At 67.2% G+C, this 15275-nt stretch carries 17 protein-coding genes; 11 read left to right on the forward strand and 6 right to left on the reverse strand.

Translation table 11 applies throughout. The features are described from left to right. Positions 1 to 3: 3 nt before the first annotated feature. The 4 genes from QMG61_RS13240 to QMG61_RS13255 form a co-directional block, all read right to left on the reverse strand. Positions 4 to 495 carry an SRPBCC family protein gene (locus tag QMG61_RS13240; protein WP_283494796.1) on the reverse strand — a complete coding sequence of 164 codons (492 nt, stop codon included), beginning with the start codon at positions 493 to 495 and terminating at the stop codon, positions 4 to 6. Between the two features lie 42 nt (positions 496 to 537). Continuing rightward, entirely contained in the window at positions 538 to 1113 is a 576-nt protein-coding gene (locus tag QMG61_RS13245; RefSeq protein ID WP_283494797.1) for an SOUL family heme-binding protein, read from the reverse strand. 57 nt (positions 1114 to 1170) lie between these two features. Further along, positions 1171 to 1794, reverse strand: coding sequence for a LysE family transporter (locus QMG61_RS13250; protein ID WP_283494798.1), 624 nt, complete (start codon positions 1792 to 1794; stop codon positions 1171 to 1173). Positions 1795 to 1918: 124 nt separating this feature from the next. Further along, on the reverse strand, positions 1919 to 3535 hold the full coding sequence (locus tag QMG61_RS13255) for an isocitrate lyase (RefSeq protein WP_283494799.1): 1617 nt from the start codon (positions 3533 to 3535) through the stop codon (positions 1919 to 1921). Between the two features lie 328 nt (positions 3536 to 3863). Here QMG61_RS13255 and QMG61_RS13260 point away from each other — a divergent pair, with 328 nt between their 5' ends. The 10 genes from QMG61_RS13260 to arfB all read left to right on the forward strand — a co-directional run bounded on the left by QMG61_RS13260 (position 3864) and on the right by arfB (position 11328). Next, positions 3864 to 4571: a histidine phosphatase family protein gene (locus QMG61_RS13260; RefSeq protein WP_283494800.1), complete on the forward strand. Its 708-nt coding sequence runs from the start codon at positions 3864 to 3866 to the stop codon at positions 4569 to 4571. A gap of 9 nt (positions 4572 to 4580) precedes the next feature. After that, the gene (locus QMG61_RS13265) at positions 4581 to 5147 is read left to right on the forward strand and encodes a DUF3090 domain-containing protein (protein WP_283494801.1); all 567 of its coding nucleotides are present in this window, start codon (positions 4581 to 4583) and stop codon (positions 5145 to 5147) included. Further along, positions 5147 to 5932: an SCO1664 family protein gene (locus QMG61_RS13270; RefSeq protein WP_283494802.1), complete on the forward strand. Its 786-nt coding sequence runs from the start codon at positions 5147 to 5149 to the stop codon at positions 5930 to 5932. The genes QMG61_RS13265 and QMG61_RS13270 overlap by 1 nt, the downstream gene beginning before the upstream one ends. A 103-nt stretch (positions 5933 to 6035) precedes the next feature. After that, positions 6036 to 6398 (forward strand): DUF805 domain-containing protein, encoded by a 363-nt coding sequence (locus tag QMG61_RS13275; RefSeq protein WP_283494803.1) that lies wholly within the window; start codon positions 6036 to 6038, stop codon positions 6396 to 6398. 163 nt (positions 6399 to 6561) lie between these two features. Then, the gene (locus tag QMG61_RS13280) at positions 6562 to 7245 is read left to right on the forward strand and encodes a histidine phosphatase family protein (protein WP_283494804.1); all 684 of its coding nucleotides are present in this window, start codon (positions 6562 to 6564) and stop codon (positions 7243 to 7245) included. A gap of 18 nt (positions 7246 to 7263) precedes the next feature. Next, positions 7264 to 8217 carry a pseudouridine synthase gene (locus QMG61_RS13285; protein ID WP_283494805.1) on the forward strand — a complete coding sequence of 318 codons (954 nt, stop codon included), beginning with the start codon at positions 7264 to 7266 and terminating at the stop codon, positions 8215 to 8217. Between the two features lie 23 nt (positions 8218 to 8240). Continuing rightward, on the forward strand, positions 8241 to 8477 hold the full coding sequence (locus QMG61_RS13290) for a toxin-antitoxin system YwqK family antitoxin (RefSeq protein ID WP_283494806.1): 237 nt from the start codon (positions 8241 to 8243) through the stop codon (positions 8475 to 8477). Positions 8478 to 8598: 121 nt separating this feature from the next. Then, positions 8599 to 10263: an HNH endonuclease signature motif containing protein gene (locus tag QMG61_RS13295; RefSeq protein ID WP_283494807.1), complete on the forward strand. Its 1665-nt coding sequence runs from the start codon at positions 8599 to 8601 to the stop codon at positions 10261 to 10263. A 123-nt stretch (positions 10264 to 10386) separates the two neighbouring features. Then, the gene (locus tag QMG61_RS13300; RefSeq protein WP_283494808.1) at positions 10387 to 10794 is read left to right on the forward strand and encodes a DUF6855 family protein; all 408 of its coding nucleotides are present in this window, start codon (positions 10387 to 10389) and stop codon (positions 10792 to 10794) included. Between the two features lie 111 nt (positions 10795 to 10905). After that, positions 10906 to 11328 (forward strand): alternative ribosome rescue aminoacyl-tRNA hydrolase ArfB, encoded by a 423-nt coding sequence (arfB, locus tag QMG61_RS13305; RefSeq protein WP_283494842.1) that lies wholly within the window; start codon positions 10906 to 10908, stop codon positions 11326 to 11328. Positions 11329 to 11426: 98 nt separating this feature from the next. Here the strand turns inward: arfB and QMG61_RS13310 are convergent, their stop codons facing one another. Next, entirely contained in the window at positions 11427 to 13310 is a 1884-nt protein-coding gene (locus QMG61_RS13310) for an FAD-binding monooxygenase (protein WP_283494809.1), read from the reverse strand. Positions 13311 to 13499: 189 nt separating this feature from the next. Between QMG61_RS13310 and QMG61_RS13315 the strand changes: the two genes are divergently transcribed. Then, entirely contained in the window at positions 13500 to 14270 is a 771-nt protein-coding gene (locus QMG61_RS13315) for an MOSC domain-containing protein (protein ID WP_283494810.1), read from the forward strand. On the opposite strand, the gene QMG61_RS13320 is transcribed toward QMG61_RS13315, so the two are convergent. Beyond that, positions 14267 to 15133, reverse strand: a complete 867-nt coding sequence (locus QMG61_RS13320) for a Cof-type HAD-IIB family hydrolase (RefSeq protein WP_283494811.1) — start codon at positions 15131 to 15133, stop codon at positions 14267 to 14269. The two genes, QMG61_RS13315 and QMG61_RS13320, sit on opposite strands and share 4 nt — an antisense overlap. Positions 15134 to 15275: the final 142 nt, after the last annotated feature.

Below are 15275 nucleotides of genomic sequence, written 5' to 3' on the forward strand. Positions count from 1 at the left end.
TGCTTAATGGGGCGTCGACAGATAAGTGGCGAGTTTGTCGAATGCCATGTTCCAGCCCATTGCGCCGGGGGAGTCCGCCGGGATTCCGGCATGGGTCATCACCATTCGGGTTTGGGTGCCGAGATCATCAAGTTCGACCGTGATCTCGGTGGTGGTGGGCTGATCGGCGGGCATTCCCAGGACGGCCGGGTCGAGAATGGTGCCGTGTTCATCGGACATGGACTCCGTGTAGACGAGGCGCTTGTTCTCGACGATCTCGAGATACTCGCCCGTGAACCACATTTTCATGGTGCCGTTGGGGGTCTGCATCTCCATGCAGACCAGTCGGGTGCCACCGACGACGACATCCATGGTGGCGACGGGAATCGTCGCACCGGTCGGGCCGTACCACGCGGCGAAGTGCTCGGCCTCGGTCCACATCCTCCAGACCAGGTCGGTGGGTGCGTCAACGATGCGTTCGATGACCACGGCGTTCGGGGAGGTGCTGTCGGTCATGGTGTCTGCCTGCTTTCGTCGGGTTGGGGGTGCCTCCGTTGATCACTCGATATCGAGCATGATTTCGTTGTGTCGCAGGAATGCGGGCATGAATGGCGGATCGAATCGTGCGAACCGCGGCGTGCCCTTCGCGGCGAGTCCGCCGGCAGTGAGGGCTGACCGCAGCCGGTCAAGGTGCCTGGTGTAGTTCGTCTCGCTCCAGCCACCACGGAAACGGATTGCCGCGACGTTTCGTTCGGGAACGGTGCGTAGCCGCACTCGCGGGTCGGTCGGTTGCGGCGCCGTGTCGGCCGTCAGAGTGGCGGGCAACACAAAGGCGACGATGTATTCTCCTGAACCGGAGCTGCCGGCCCGATCGGGCGCTGCCTGCTGCACCACCGGCGCGGTCATGGCGATCTTCGCCGAGGCGTCGGCCTGGACCACGGGCGCCGTCATCGCGACTGTGCTGCGCGAGCGATTGGCGCCGGTGATGTAGGAGAAGAGATAGCGGAAGGCGCGATTGCCAGCATCCTCGAAGGGGCCATCAGTCGTGACCTCCGCGAGCAGGTGCTCAGGGTAGCGGCGCAGCTGGAAGTCGTCGTAGCTGCGCACCACGTCATAGGGCTGTTGTTCGGTCACGCGCCCAAGCTACTCCGGTTGTCTGGAACCCACCCGGGCCGGCGCCAGTCACCCTGCTCAGTGGATGAGCGCGAGCAGCACGCCGACGCCGACGAAGAGCACGCCGAAGATACGGTTCAGCACTCGCTGACCCGCAGCATCACGGGTGAAGCGCCGGAACGACCGTGCCGTGCCGGCGAAGAAGAACCACATCACCAGAACGTCGATCACGACAACGGTGACCGCGACGATCAAGTATTGGGTGAGCATTGGTCGGTCGAGCCGGATGAACTGGGGGAGAAACGCCAGGAAGAACACGATCGCCTTGGGGTTGAGGATGTTCACCCAGAGCCCGCGTCGGAACATCGACCACCGGGGCTCAGACCGCAGCGAACCGGTCCGCTCCGCATCGAGCTCCGGCTTGGCGAGGAATTGCCGGATGCCCAGGTAGACGAGGTAGGCGGCACCCGCGTAGCGAATGACGTTGAAGGCGATCGGGGAACTGGCCACGAGCAGGCCGACCCCGAGGGCGACGATCACGATGTGGATGAGCAGCGCGGCCTGCTGGCCGAGGATTCCCCAGATTGAGCGGCGAAAGCCCGAGTTCAGGGCGTTGCTCATGGTGTTGATCGCCCCGGCGCCCGGCGTGAAACTGATCAAGGTGCCCGCGCCGACAAGGGCCAACCACAGAGAGAACTGCATCGGGCCATCCTAGTTTCGTTTCGTTTGCCGGCCGGTCGCGGCGCGGGGCCGCTGCCCGGCGCACTGAGAAGCCCCAGTCCTGGGACTGGGGCTTCTCAGTGCCGGTCTAACCGGGGCGGTCGACTCAGCGAGCGGCTACTGACGGTTCCTCGAACTGGTTCATCGTGTTGTTCTTGCCCCCGGCCTTGAGCGCGGCCTCGCCGGCGAAGTACTCCTTGTGGTTGTCACCGATGTCGGAGCCGGACATGTTCTGGTGCTTGACCGTCGCGATCCCCTCGCGGATCTCGCGGCGCTGCACGCCCTTCACGTAGGCGAGCATGCCCTGGTCGGCGAAGTAGCCCTTGGCCAGGTCATCGGTGGAAAGCGCGGCCGTGTGATAGGTCGGCAGGGTGATGAGGTGGTGGAAGATGCCCGCCTCGGCGGAGCCGTCGCGCTGGAAGGTGCGGATGCTCTCGTCGGCACTCTGGGCGAGCTCGGTCTCGTCGTAGACGACGCTCATCAGCTTCGCGCGGTCGTACGCCGACACATCCTTACCCTCAGCCACCAGGTTGTCGTAGGCCTGCTGACGGAAGTTGAGCGTCCAGTTGAACGACGGGCTGTTGTTGTAGACGAGCTTGGCGTTCGGGATGACCTTGCGCACCTCGTTCATCATTCCGGCGATCTGGGCGACGTGCGGCTTCTCGGTTTCGATCCAGAGCAGGTCCGCGCCGTTCTGCAGCGAGGTGATGCTGTCGAGCACGCAGCGCGCCTCGCCGGTTCCCTGGCGGAACTGGAACAGGTTGCTGGCCAGACGCTTCGGCCGGAGCAACTTGCCGTCGCGCTTGATCACGACGTCCCCGTTGCCCAGGTCTGCCTCGGTGATCTCGTCGACGTCGAGGAAGGAGTTGTACTGGTCGCCCAGGTCTCCCGGCTGGTAGGTGACGGCGAGTTTCTGGGTGAGGCCGGCGCCGAGCGAATCGGTGCGCGAGACGATGATGCCGTTGTCGATGCCGAGCTCGAGGAACGCATAGCGCACGGCGTTGATCTTCGCGATGAAGTCCTCGTGGGGCACGGTGACCTTGCCGTCCTGGTGGCCACACTGCTTCTCGTCCGAGACCTGGTTTTCAATCTGGATGGCGCAGGCGCCGGCCTCGATCATCTTCTTGGCCAGGAGGTACGTCGCCTCGGGGTTACCGAAGCCGGCGTCGATGTCGGCGATGATCGGCACGACGTGGGTCTCGTAGTTGTCGATCTGGTCCTGGATTTCGGCGACCCTGGCGTCGTCGCCGTTGGCGCGGGCCGCGTCGAGGGCGGTGAAGAGCAGGTCCAGCTCGCGGGCGTCGGCCTGACGGAGGAACGTGTAGAGCTCCTCGACGAGCGCGGGAACGGCCGTCTTCTCGTGCATGGACTGGTCGGGCAGCGGACCGAACTCGCTCCGCAGAGCGGCGACCATCCAACCGGAGAGGTAGAGGTAGCGCTTGTTCGTCGTCTTCAGGTGCTTCTTGATCGAAATCATCTTCTGCTGGCCGATGAAGCCGTGCCAGACGCCGAGCGACTGGGTGTAGACAGAAGAATCGGCGTCGTACTCCGCCATGTCCTTGCGCATGATGTCGGCGGTGTACTGGGCAATCTCGAGGCCGGTCTTGAAGCGGTTCTGCGCGCGCATGCGGGCGACAGACTCCGGGTCGATGGCATCCCAGCTGCGACCGACACCCTGCTTCAGTGCTTCGATGGCCTCGATGTCGTTCTGATAGATGGTCATGTGCATTCCTTCGACGTTGAATTGTGCGGGCTGTGGGCGGCGGATCCGGCGGGCCATGATCGGCCGCTATATGAAGAATGCGCCCATCCCGACCGGTCGAGTTCAGACTTCGGCGCAGAACTTTCGCGATTCTTCTCCGGAGGAGAAGTTCGGCGGATCGCGGGGGTGGCCGGTCGTCCGCACGGCGTTCGGCGTTGGCGCGACGAGTGGGGACTTCCGCTCAGTGGGGTTCTCGGGATCAGGCCCGTCGGGCGGCGCACACGACGACGTCGCGCAGGCGGATGCACGAATCGCGCGTCGCCTGGGCGAGCCTGCCTAGGCTGTACCCATGGCTACAGTCCTCCTCGTGCGGCACGGTCGCACCACCGCCAACGCCACGGGCTTGCTCGCGGGGCGCACCGCCGGGGTCCTCCTCGACGAGATCGGGCGGGAGCAGGCGATGGTCACCGGCCGTCGCCTGGCCGTGGCGCCGCTGGTCGGAGTGGTTTCGAGCCCGCTGGAGCGCTGCCTGCAGACGGCGCAGCAGATCCTCGGGCATCAGGCCGGTTCGCTGGCGACGACGGTTGAGCCCGACCTCACCGAGTGCGACTACGGGCAGTGGCAGGGCCGCACCCTCGGTGATCTCGCACAGGAGAAGTTGTGGTCGGTGGTGCAGGCGCATCCGTCCGCCGTCACGTTTCCCGGCGGTGAGTCGCTGGCGGCGATGCAGGCGCGGTCCGTCGCCGCGATCCGGCGTCAGGATGCGGCCTTCGAGGCGCAGCATGGGCCCGGAGCCGTGTGGGCGGCGGTGAGCCACGGCGACATCATCAAGGCCATCCTCGCCGATGCGCTCGGCATGCATCTTGACCTGTTCCAGCGCATCAACGTCGGGCCCGCATCGGTCTCGATAGTTCGGTACTCCACCAGCCGGCCGAGCGTCTACGCCACCAACACGGAGGCCGGAGACCTCTCCTGGCTCGGTGCCACGGCACCGGAGGCCGACGCCCCCGTCGGCGGTGGGGCGGGTCCTCAGGCTCCGGTAACGTCCGGCGCCTAATATATCGACATGTCCACAATCGTCCACGACTTTGCCTGGCCGGATCGGGTCGTCGTCGGCACGGTCGGTCTCCCCGGCGCACGCACCTTCTACCTGCAGGTGCGAACCGGAGCCCGGATCCTCAGCATCGCTCTCGAGAAACAACAATCGGCCCTGCTCGCCGAGAAGATCGACGCGATGCTCGACCAGCTGATGAAGGCCGAGGGCAACCCGTTCAGCGTCCCGCCCAGCACTCCGGTCGAGCTCGTCGACAACGACCCCCTGGAGCAGCCCGTCGAGGAGGAATTCCGCACCGGCGCGTTGAGCCTCGGCTGGGATCCGTCAACGGTGCAGATCGTGATCGAGGCCTTCCCGATCGACGCATTCCCGACCGAGGGGGAGGACGGCGAAGCGCTCGACCCGCTCGACCCGCCCGACGCGTCGGAGGTGCTGCTGGTGCGGATGCCGGTCGGCACCGCCAGGGCATTCGCGAAGCGCACCCGCGAGGTGGTCGGAGCCGGCCGGCGCCTGTGCCCGCTCTGCGGTGAGCCGATCGACGCGGACGGACACTCCTGCACCTTCCGCGGCAGCCCCTGATGGTGCCCGCTGCCGGCCCTGGCGGTGCGGACCCCGGCGACGGCGAACTCGAGCTCACGGGTCGGATCACGACGGCGTCGAACGCGACCTTCCTCGGCAGCATCGACGGCGTCGCGGTCGTCTACAAACCGATCGCCGGGGAGCATCCGCTGTGGGACTTTCCGGGCGGCAACCTCGCAAGCAGGGAGAGGGCGGCGTACCTGGTCTCGGAGTCGTTCGGCTGGGACATCGTTCCGCGCACCTGGCTCCGAGATGGGCCGATGGGCCGGGGGATGGTGCAACTGTGGCAGGAGGTGGATCCCGAACAGGATGCCGTCGACCTGGTGCCCTCGAACGCCGTGCCCGCCCGGGGGTGGCGCCATATTCTCGACGGCAGGGACGAGCACAACCGTCAGGTGACGCTCATCCATGAGGATTCTGCCGCTCTGCGGCGGATGGCCGTGTTCGACATCGTCGTCAACAACGCCGATCGCAAGGGTGCCCACATTCTTGCGATGACGGGTGGGCATCGTCACGGTGTCGACCACGGGCTCACGTTCCACGCCGACCACAAGCTGCGCACGGTGCTCTGGGGTTGGCTGGGCGACGAGCTCACCGCCGAGGAGCGTGACGGGATCGCGCGGGTTGCCTCGCACCTGGCCGGCGAGCTCGGCGACACACTCGCCGGCCTGCTCAGCGCTCCAGAGATCGCCGCCCTGGCCGCACGCTGCGACCGCCTGCAGGCCGACGGCCGGTTCCCTGCCCCGCACGGCGAGATGCCCGCGGTGCCCTGGCCGTTGTTCTAGGCGCTTCTGCGGGTCACGGGAGCGACGTGAGCCGGTCACTTCGCTGGGGGAGCGCAGGTCGCCTAAGCTTTCTCGTGCACCCCACTGAGTCAGGACCCACCACATGATGACCTTCGGCCAAGCGATTTCCTCCGTCTTCGGCAAGTACGGCCAATTCACCGGGGTCGCCCGCCGCGCCGAATACTGGTGGTGGATCCTGTTCATCACGGCCATTGACTTCTTCCTCAGCGGCATCGACTCGCGGCTGAATCCGCAGAGCGCTTTCGCCATCATCTCCACGACCTGGGTGCTCGTCGTCCTCCTGCCGACCCTCGCCGTCGCCGTTCGGCGACTCCGCGACGCTGGCCTCTCGTGGAAGTACCTCTTCCTGGCCCTGATCCCGATCCTCGGAGCCGTGGCACTGATCGTTCTCCTCTCCCTGCCGAGCAAGGCACCCGTGGGAAACGCCACGGCGTCCCGCAGATAGAACTCTGGTCCGACCGCGCGCAACCTGCCCGGAACCCTCCAGACAACCGAAAGGCACCACCCACCATGGCCCACCGCGCCACCGTCACCCACTCCGCTGCCCTCGTGCACGCGCGACCCGCCGTCGATATCACCGCCGTTCCGACGTCGGACCTCGGCGCATCATGAGCGCACAGATCCACTTCGTTCGGCACGCCGAAACCCTCTTCAACGTCAGCGGGCAGCTGCAGGGCTGGTGCGATTCGCCGCTGACCGAACGCGGCGAACGCCAGGCCGCTGCCCTCGGTGAGTGGATGCGCGACGTACCGCTCGCTGCCGCGTTCGTGAGCGACCTCACCCGAACTCGCACGACGATGTCGGCCGCGCTCGCCGGGCATCCGCACCTGGTCCCGACCCCGCTGCGCGAGCTGCGCGAATGGCACTTCGGCAGCTGGGAGGGGCAGCCCAACGCCGACCTCTGGACGCCGGTCTTCGAGGCGCACGGCAAGCGGTACGCCCCGGGGCCGGCGGACTGGCCCGGAGTGACGGCCGACGGTTTCGACAGCGTCATCGACAGCATCCACCGCTTCGACCCGATCGGGCGTGCCGAGACGGGTGCAGACGTGAATGCTCGCGTCGAGGCCGCGCTCAAGATCGTCGTCGCCGCGGCAGAGCGGGCGACGCAGCAGGGCGCCGGGGATGTGCTCGTCGTGACCCACGGCAGCGTGCTGGGAGGCCTTCTCCGTAGCCTCGATCCCGAGCACCGGTTCGGCGGGAGTGTGCCGAATTGCGGCGTGATCAGCGTGGCCCTGCAGGACGGGAAGTGGGGCGCCGCCGGCGTTGATGGGTCATGCGGCATGGTCGCCTGAGCGGCGTACGATCGGGTGGTGCCCCCGCGTTCCCCCCTGCCCCAGCAACACGGGCTCGATGCAGCGTGGGTGCGCACCCCGGACCGTGACCGCTCCCGGCCTGACCCGTGGCCGACCATGGGGGACTGGCTGCACGAGCGCTTGAGCGACTTCGTCGACGTGGCCGGGTTTCTGGCGCGGGGGCGCTTCGTCGATGAGGCGGGCAGCCCGGTGGACGGCGACGCCCCGTACCGGTCGTGTGCCTTCGTCTGGTTTCACCGGGATCGTGCGGAGGAGACCATCGTGCCCGGACGCATCCACATCGTTCACCGCGACGAGCGGATCGTGGCGGTCGACAAGCCGGCCTTTCTCTCCACCATCCCGCGCGGGCGCCACGTGCTGCAGAGCGTGGTCGTGCGGCTGCGCGCGGAGTTGGGCCTGCCCGAGCTGTCGCCCCTGCACCGGCTGGACCGGGTGACATCGGGGATACTCATCCTGGCGACGGAGCGGCGCTGGCGCGGCGCGTACCAATCCATGTTCCAGCGCGGCGAGGTGGGCAAGACCTACCGCGCCCTGGCGCCGCTGCGCCCGGAGCTCGACTTCCCCGTGACCGTGCGCAATCACCTCAGCAAACCGCGCGGGCAGGTGCAGGCCGAGGTCATTCCCGGCGCCCCGGTCAATGCCGTCTCGTTGATCGAGCGGGAAGCGCAGTTGCAGGCCCTTGCCGTCTATCGGTTGACTCCGCAGACGGGACGCACGCACCAACTGCGGATGCACATGCTCGGGCTGGGGATTCCGATCTGGGATGACCCGCTGTACCCCGTGGTCGAGGACGTCGCACTGGACGACTTCTCCCGCCCGTTGCAGCTCCTGGCCAGCGAGGTGCGGTTCACCGACCCCGTGGACGGGAGCCCGCGTTTGTTCGAGAGCGTGCGCACACTGCCGCTGCAGAGCGAGATCACCATCTCCCGACCGGATGCCGCCGATCACTGAGCGGTTTCTGGCAGTCTGGTCCCATGGTTGAGCAGATTCCGATAGAGCGCCACGAGGTTTACACGACCGGCGTGACGAAATCCCGAGGGTTCGAACTCGACGGTGAGATGCATGGCCAGTGGGAGTTCTACCGCCTCGACGGGTCGTTGATGCGCTCCGGTGAGTTCGATCGTGGCACGCAGATCGGCGTCTGGCGAACGTATGCTCGTGACGGCCGTCTGGTCAAGGAAACCACGTTCGGCCCGGACCAGTCGGCCTGACGCTGGTCCCGATCGGCTTTCGCCGCGGGTGACTACTTCACAGAGGATGTCCCCGCGGGCGATTTCTCCACAGACTTCGTCTTTATGTTCGAATGTCGGCGGGTTGTGGCACACTCCTCGTATGACCAGCATCGAAGCTGTTATTGAGAACCTGGCCGAATCCCTGGCCCGGTCAAAACTGTCCGCGAGTGTCTTCGCGGAGCTGTCCGACGAGGAGTCGGAACGCGCCCATTCCGCTATTTCCCTGTTTCTGCGCTCGGTGACGACCGTCGCCGCCCTGTCGGCTGCGAACATCGACCGCCGTTCCGGCTGGGAACTCGGCCGGGAGGGCCTGGCCCGCCGGAACGGATTCCGCAACTCGGAGGAGTTCGTGCAACACCTCGGCGGGGGAGGAGCCGGCACGAGAACGGATGCCCGCCGCCTGATCGAAGCGGGAACCATGGCCACCGTGGCCGAGCTCGCCCGTCGTCGTCAGGAGAAGGAAGAGGCTCGTCGGCGCGAGGAGGAGGAAGCGGCCGCGGAGTCAGGAGAGTCGCCTCCGGAACACCCGGAGCAACCGGCCCCATCGGTGCAGGTGCCGTGGTTCGCGCCCCTCGGCGAGGCGGTCGCCGCGTCAGTGCTCGGCGCCGAGGCAGCCACCCTGATCCGACGAGGCCTGGGCGAACCGGCCCTCGGGGTCACGGAGGACATGCTCCGGGACGCGCTGGTGCCCCTCATCGAAGACTGCCGCTCGATGAATGCCGACCAGGCGGCGCGGGCCGCACGGCAGGCACGGGACGCGATCGATGCCGCGGGCATCGCCGCACGCGCCGACGCGATGCGGGCCCGGCAGTACCTGCGGGTATACGACAAGCCAGACGGCATGCTGCACGGCAACTTCGAGCTCGACCCGGAGAACGGGAGTTGCTTCCGCGACTTCCTGCTGCAGGTAACGGGCCCCCGCACCGGAGGACCCCGGTTCGTGGAAGCCGGCGAGAAGGCGCGGGCGCAGGCCATCATCGACGATCCTCGCTCCACCGACCAGATCGCCGCGGAATCCCTGATCGAGGCGATCAGGGTCGCCGCCGCCGCGAACCCGGGTGTGGTCTTCGGTCGCACCCGCGCGAGCGTCAAGGTCGTCGTGCAGGCCCGTGCCACGGAGCAGGGTGACGCTCCGAAACGGGCGGGCGACGTTGCGGGCGACGGTGCTGGTGCTGGTGCTGGTGCTGGTGTTGGTGTTGGTGCTGGTGCTGGTGCTGGTGCTGGTGTTGGCGCCGCGGGGCCCGGGCGCGGGCTGGCTCTCGTCGCCCCGGGAATCATCGAGGGAACCACCAGTCCGGCACCCACGGAGACGATCAATCGGCTCATCTGCGACAGCGGATTCATCCCGATAGTGGTCTCGGCCGAGTCCACGAGCGGCGATGTGAGGGTGTTGAATGTCGGGCGCGAGCAGCGCCTCTTCACGGCCGCCCAACGAGCCGCGCTGGCCGTGCGCGACGGGGGCTGCATGATGCCCGGCTGTCTCAAACCCCCGAGCTGGACCGAGGCCCACCACCTCGACGGGTGGACAGCCGACGGTGGATTGACCGACCTGGCCGACGGCATCCTTCTCTGCGCGCCGGATCACCTGAGACTGCACAACGAGCACTGGAAGATCGTGCGCACCGGCACCGAGTACTTTCTGATCCCGCCGCCGAACGTCGACGCCGGGCAGAAGCCGATTCGGCTGGTCAGCAAGTCCGCCCTGCAGCTCGGGTCGCCACTGCGTCTCGGCGCCGACCGTGCCGCCCGGAGCGACGCCCACTAGTGCGCCGCCAGATAGCGCGGCGCCCACTGGCGCATCACCAGACAGCGAGCTGGGCACGGTTGACCGCGTATGGTCTACCGGCGCTCCGGTGAGTAGCCTGAAAGCCTGACGAAGGGATCGACCATGGCCGCTGGAACAGGCACGAAAGATGACCCGTGGGTGCTCACCACGCCGCCGGGAACCTCGTCATTCACGATCTACCGCGATGACGTCTCCGACCCCGAGTTGCTCGTCTGCCAGGTGGGATCCACCACCCTGAAGTACCTCGCTCGCGCGATCGATGACCTGCACACCTGGCTCACCGAACAGGCCACCTGGGTGCCCCTGGGCGCGGCCGACGAGCAGAAGCCGGTGGCGGCCGGAACGGTCGAGGCCTGGGGTCGGTCCGACGACAACCCCGTGGGCGGGTGGTACGGAACCCGGAAGGGCTATCGAGGACGATTCGGCATGTACCTGCCGCCGCTGCTCGAGGCACTCGGTCTCGCCGAACTCACGCACACGCCCAGGAACAACCAGATGCGGGCAATCTGACGACAGAGGGCTCACTGGATCCGGTTGGGCCGGATCCCGGATGAGGACAGTCTCATGACAGGTCGCGCCTGCCTGGCCCCGGCCGAGGCCGGATCGTGCCACGCTGGGAGCATGGATCTGGAGGTGTCGCCCGCGCTCACCATTCCCGCGTCGGAACTCGGCTGGCGATTCTCGCGGTCGTCGGGGCCCGGCGGCCAGCACGTCAACACCTCGGACAGTCGGGTAGAGCTCATCTGGAACGTCGCCGACTCGGCGGCCCTGTCCGACGAGCAGCGGATGTTGCTGCTCTCGCGTCTCGATCGACGACTCATCGCCGGAGTGATCACCGTGGCCGCCTCCGAGCAACGGTCCCAGCTGCGCAACCGGGAGATCGCCCTGGCCAAGCTCGCCGAGATCGTTGCCGCAGGCCTGGCTCCCGATGCGCCTGCTCGCCGCGCGACCAAACCCACCCGAGGTTCGGGGCGGCGACACCTCGCCGCGAAGCAACAGCGGTCGGCCACCAAGCGGCAGCGCCAGCGCCCGCCCGCCGAGTAGGCGAGCGGGCGCCGCGCCGACCGCGCCGACCGCGCCGACCGCGCCGACCGCACCGGCGCGGACGGCCCAGTCTGCGCGGACTGCCAAGGCGGGGGAACCTACCGAACGAGCAGCATCTGCCGGAAGAACGCGGCCAGCTCGTCGGTCGAGGTCAGGGGCAGCACGGTCGCCACGTACTGGTCCGGCCGCACCACCACCACGGCGCCGTCGCGGCTGAGTCCGCGGAGCTCGAAGATGTCGTGCGCCGGGTCGGCGGAATACACCTTCTCGTAGTCAATCAGCTCGAACGGACCGGTCCTCGGCAGGAACGCCTCGGGAACCCGACTCAGGTCCACGTCGGAGTGAGACTGCTGGTAGACCACCTTCACGTCGAAGACACTGTCGATGTCGCTGCCCGCCGGAGTGTGCGCGCGCAGCGGCGAATCGGGCGAGGTCTGCAGCCAGTGCGCCCAATCGGCCAGCGGTGAGGTGTCGCCGGATGCTGCGGCATCCGCGAACGCATAGAGGCGCCACCGACCGTCGGCGCGGTGGTGGTGCCCTAGCTGTACCGGGTTGGCATCGGCGACGCGAACCACCGGGGCGGACCTGAAACGCTTGCCGATCGGGAACCCCGCCGCGAGATCCTGGTGGGTCGCCTCGCCGACCAGCATCGACGGCGGGTATTGGGTCATGAATCCGGCCGGGAATTCAGCGGTGCGAGTGTAGAACTCCTCCAGTGGAACCGTGAGGTCTTCCGGCCTCGTCGCCATCAGGGTCGACCACTCCTTGTCGAAGTCGATGAGATTCTTGGCGATGACCTGACGCTCGGCCGAGTAGGTTCCGAGCAGCGTCTCCGGGCTGCGGCCGTCGAGCACATAGGCGAGCTTCCAGCCCAGGTTGAAGCCGTCCTGCATCGACACGTTCATGCCCTGGCCGGCCTTGGCGCTGTGGGTGTGGCACGCGTCGCCGGTGATGAAAACGCGCGGCGTGCGGGTGCCGATCTCGTCGGGCAGCACGTCGTCGAATCGGTCAGTGAGACGGTGAGCGACCTCGTACACGCTGTGCCACGCGACGTTTTTCACGTCCAGCGTGTAGGGGTGCAGGATCTCGTTCGCCTTGCCGATGATCTGCTCAATCGTCGTCTCGCGCACGGCCCCGTTGTCGTCGGGGGCCACCTCGCCCAGGTCGACGTACATGCGGAACAGGTACCCGCCCTCACGCGGAATGAGCAGGATGTTGCCGCCGGAACCTGACTGGATCGCACACTTCGTGCGGATGTCCGGGAAATCGGTGACGGCGAGAACGTCCATGACGCCCCAGGCGTGGAATGCCTGGTCGCCGGCGAGCGTGCAGCCGATAGATTCGCGTACGGCGCTGCGGGCACCGTCGGCGCCGACCACATACTTGGCGTGAACGATGCGCTCCCGGCCCGCGCTGTCCCCGCCCGTGTTCACGAGCGTGACGGTGACGGGATACTCACCTTCGTTGGTGTTCTCCAGGCTGCGGAATTCCAGGCCGAAATCGGCCTTCATCCGGGTCGGCGAATTGGCCATGACCTCGGCGAAGTAGTCGAGCACGCGCGCCTGGTTGACGATGAGGTGCGGAAACTCGCTGATGCCGGTGGGGTCGTCCACCGCGCGGGCGGTGCGGACGATTCGCGACGCATCGGCGGGGTCCGGCTTCCAGAAGGCCATTTCGGTGATGCGGTAGGCCTCGGCGATGATGCGCTCCGCGAAGCCGAAGGCCTGGAACGTCTCGACGCTGCGGGCCTGGATGCCGTCGGCCTGCCCGATCGCCAGGCGTTCGCCGCGGCGCTCGACGATGCGAGTCGTGATGCCAGGGAACTGGGAGAGCTGGGCGGCGGTGATCATGCCGGCTGGGCCCGTTCCGACGATGAGCACGTCGACATTCTCGGGAAGATCGTCGGGGCGATCGATGCCGACACCCGCCGCATCCTGAATGCGCGGGTCTGTGGACACGTATCCTCGGTGGTGAAACTGCACGGCTTCCTCACTTCTCTGTGTGGGCGAATCGGACGTCACTGTCGATTCGATAATCGAACACGCCGTTCTATTATCGCTTGTTGAATCATATATCATTTGGCTGTGAGTGGGGCGGTTGATTCGAACCCATCGCCTCGCGTACCGTGTGGGATACCTCCACGTTGCACGATATCCGGTCGATTGGGCGCCATGCAGATAAGCACCATCGGCGTCTCCGCCCTCAAGGGCGGCCGCCACCGATCCCGGGACCAGATTCGACTCGAGCCCGATGGCCCGGTCGGAGACCGAGTGTTCGCGGTCGTCGATCTCGAGGCCGGACGGGTCGTGAGGACCATTGAGCAGCCGTCCCTCCTCGGCTGCGAAGCGCGCTGGGGCAGTGGGGTGCTGTCCGTGGAGATCGACGGGGAATGGATCTCGGCGGAGGTCGAGCCCAGCGGGAATCAGGTCGCACTCGACTACTGGGGCCGGACCGCCAGGATGGAGGTCATCGAGGGGCCATGGGCCAGCGAATTCTCGCGGTTCCTGGGGCGGAGGGTTGTCCTCGCCCGGAGCGCCGTCCCGGGCACCGTGGTCTTCGGCGGCTCCGTCACGATCGCGACGTCCGGCTCGCTCAATCGCCTGGCCGCCGAATCCGGCACCATGGTCGATGCGCGTCGGTTCCGGTCCACCCTCACGATCGACACCGGCGACGCCGCGGCGCACGTGGAGGATGCCTGGATCGGCCGCGAGCTCGAGATCGGGACTGCCCGACTGCGTGTTTCGAGCGGTGTTCCCCGGTGCGCGGTCATCGACCTCGACCCGGACACCGGCGTTTCGGGAACGAGCCTGCTCAAGACGCTGGCCGGTTATCGCCTCCGGGCGGGCGAGATCGAATTCGGCGTCTACGCCGAGGTCATTCGACCGGGCATCGTCTCCGGCGGCGACCTGGCCCGGGTGCTGCCCGCCGCACCGACCGCCTAAACCGAGTGTGTGCGCTCGTCCTGCAGTTGCGGCAGGGCCGCGAGGATGCTGGTGATCACGCCGGCCTCCGCATTCGACGGCGCGATGTGCCGAGCCCGGGCTCGAATGCTCGGGTGCGCGTTGGCGACCGCGTAGGAGTGCCCGGCGGCATCGAGCATCTCGGCATCGTTGAGGTAGTCGCCGAAAGCCATCGTCTGCTCCCGGCCGATCCCCAGCTGTTGCTGCAACCGGAGGAGTGCCCGGCCCTTGTTCGCTCCCCGGCGCATCACGTCGACCCAGTTCTCGCCCGAGACCACGATGTCCGCCAGGAGGTCGAGCTCGCGCAGGGCCGGTCCGGTTCGGGTCTCGGCCGCACCGCGGTCGAAAATTGCGAGCTTGAGGACGACGTCCTCGAGGGCGGCGACGTGCACATCCGCGACGACCTCGAGCGCCGCGTAGTAGCGGGAAACCTGGCCGACGAACTCTTCGTCGGCGCGTTCGATGTAGGCGGAGCGGGCGCCGCAGACGACGAGCCCCAGGTCGGCTCCCGCGGCGACGGTGCTGCGCACCCAGCCAACGATGGGGGCGATGATCGACGGATCGACGGGTGTCCGGTCGATGCTGGTGCCGTCGCGCACCACATTGGTTCCGTTTTCCGCGATGTAAATCAGTCCCTGGCGCTCACCGAAAACCTTGTGCAGCGTCTGGTACTGCCGACCGCTCGCGGGAACGAACAGCACCCCAGCATGCGCGAGGTCGTCGAGGAGAGGCCAGAACGCGTCGGGAACGCGGCCCTCGTCGTCGAGCAGGGTGCCGTCCATGTCCGAGACGATGAGGCGGATGTCGGCTGGCTCGGTTGAGGGGTTCACGGTTTGGTGGGTCACGCGGTTGCTTCCTGTCGATGGTTCTGCGGAGGCGCGACGAATGCTTCAGGGGCGCCTGCGCCGTCCTTCTCGATGATGTCACCCTTGACGACTGCCGTCCCCGTCCGGGCCTGGAGCCGGGGCAGACGGTCGCGTCACTCGG

The organism is Cryobacterium sp. PH31-AA6, assembly GCF_030063195.1.
In the GTDB taxonomy this organism is placed as follows: Bacteria; Actinomycetota; Actinomycetes; order Actinomycetales; family Microbacteriaceae; genus Cryobacterium.

What these genes read in the sequence shown, in the direction of transcription:
- QMG61_RS13240 (WP_283494796.1), bottom strand. Translation starts at nt 495, where the DNA reads ATGACCGACAGCACCTCCCCGAACGCCGTGGTCATCGAACGCATCGTT.
- QMG61_RS13250 (WP_283494798.1), bottom strand. Translation starts at nt 1,794, where the DNA reads ATGCAGTTCTCTCTGTGGTTGGCCCTTGTCGGCGCGGGCACCTTGATC.
- QMG61_RS13255 (WP_283494799.1), bottom strand. Translation starts at nt 3,535, where the DNA reads ATGACCATCTATCAGAACGACATCGAGGCCATCGAAGCACTGAAGCAG.
- QMG61_RS13260 (WP_283494800.1), top strand. Translation starts at nt 3,864, where the DNA reads ATGGCTACAGTCCTCCTCGTGCGGCACGGTCGCACCACCGCCAACGCC.
- QMG61_RS13265 (WP_283494801.1), top strand. Translation starts at nt 4,581, where the DNA reads ATGTCCACAATCGTCCACGACTTTGCCTGGCCGGATCGGGTCGTCGTC.
- QMG61_RS13270 (WP_283494802.1), top strand. Translation starts at nt 5,147, where the DNA reads ATGGTGCCCGCTGCCGGCCCTGGCGGTGCGGACCCCGGCGACGGCGAA.
- QMG61_RS13275 (WP_283494803.1), top strand. Translation starts at nt 6,036, where the DNA reads ATGATGACCTTCGGCCAAGCGATTTCCTCCGTCTTCGGCAAGTACGGC.
- QMG61_RS13280 (WP_283494804.1), top strand. Translation starts at nt 6,562, where the DNA reads ATGAGCGCACAGATCCACTTCGTTCGGCACGCCGAAACCCTCTTCAAC.
- QMG61_RS13290 (WP_283494806.1), top strand. Translation starts at nt 8,241, where the DNA reads ATGGTTGAGCAGATTCCGATAGAGCGCCACGAGGTTTACACGACCGGC.
- QMG61_RS13295 (WP_283494807.1), top strand. Translation starts at nt 8,599, where the DNA reads ATGACCAGCATCGAAGCTGTTATTGAGAACCTGGCCGAATCCCTGGCC.
- QMG61_RS13300 (WP_283494808.1), top strand. Translation starts at nt 10,387, where the DNA reads ATGGCCGCTGGAACAGGCACGAAAGATGACCCGTGGGTGCTCACCACG.
- arfB (WP_283494842.1), top strand. Translation starts at nt 10,906, where the DNA reads ATGGATCTGGAGGTGTCGCCCGCGCTCACCATTCCCGCGTCGGAACTC.
- QMG61_RS13315 (WP_283494810.1), top strand. Translation starts at nt 13,500, where the DNA reads ATGCAGATAAGCACCATCGGCGTCTCCGCCCTCAAGGGCGGCCGCCAC.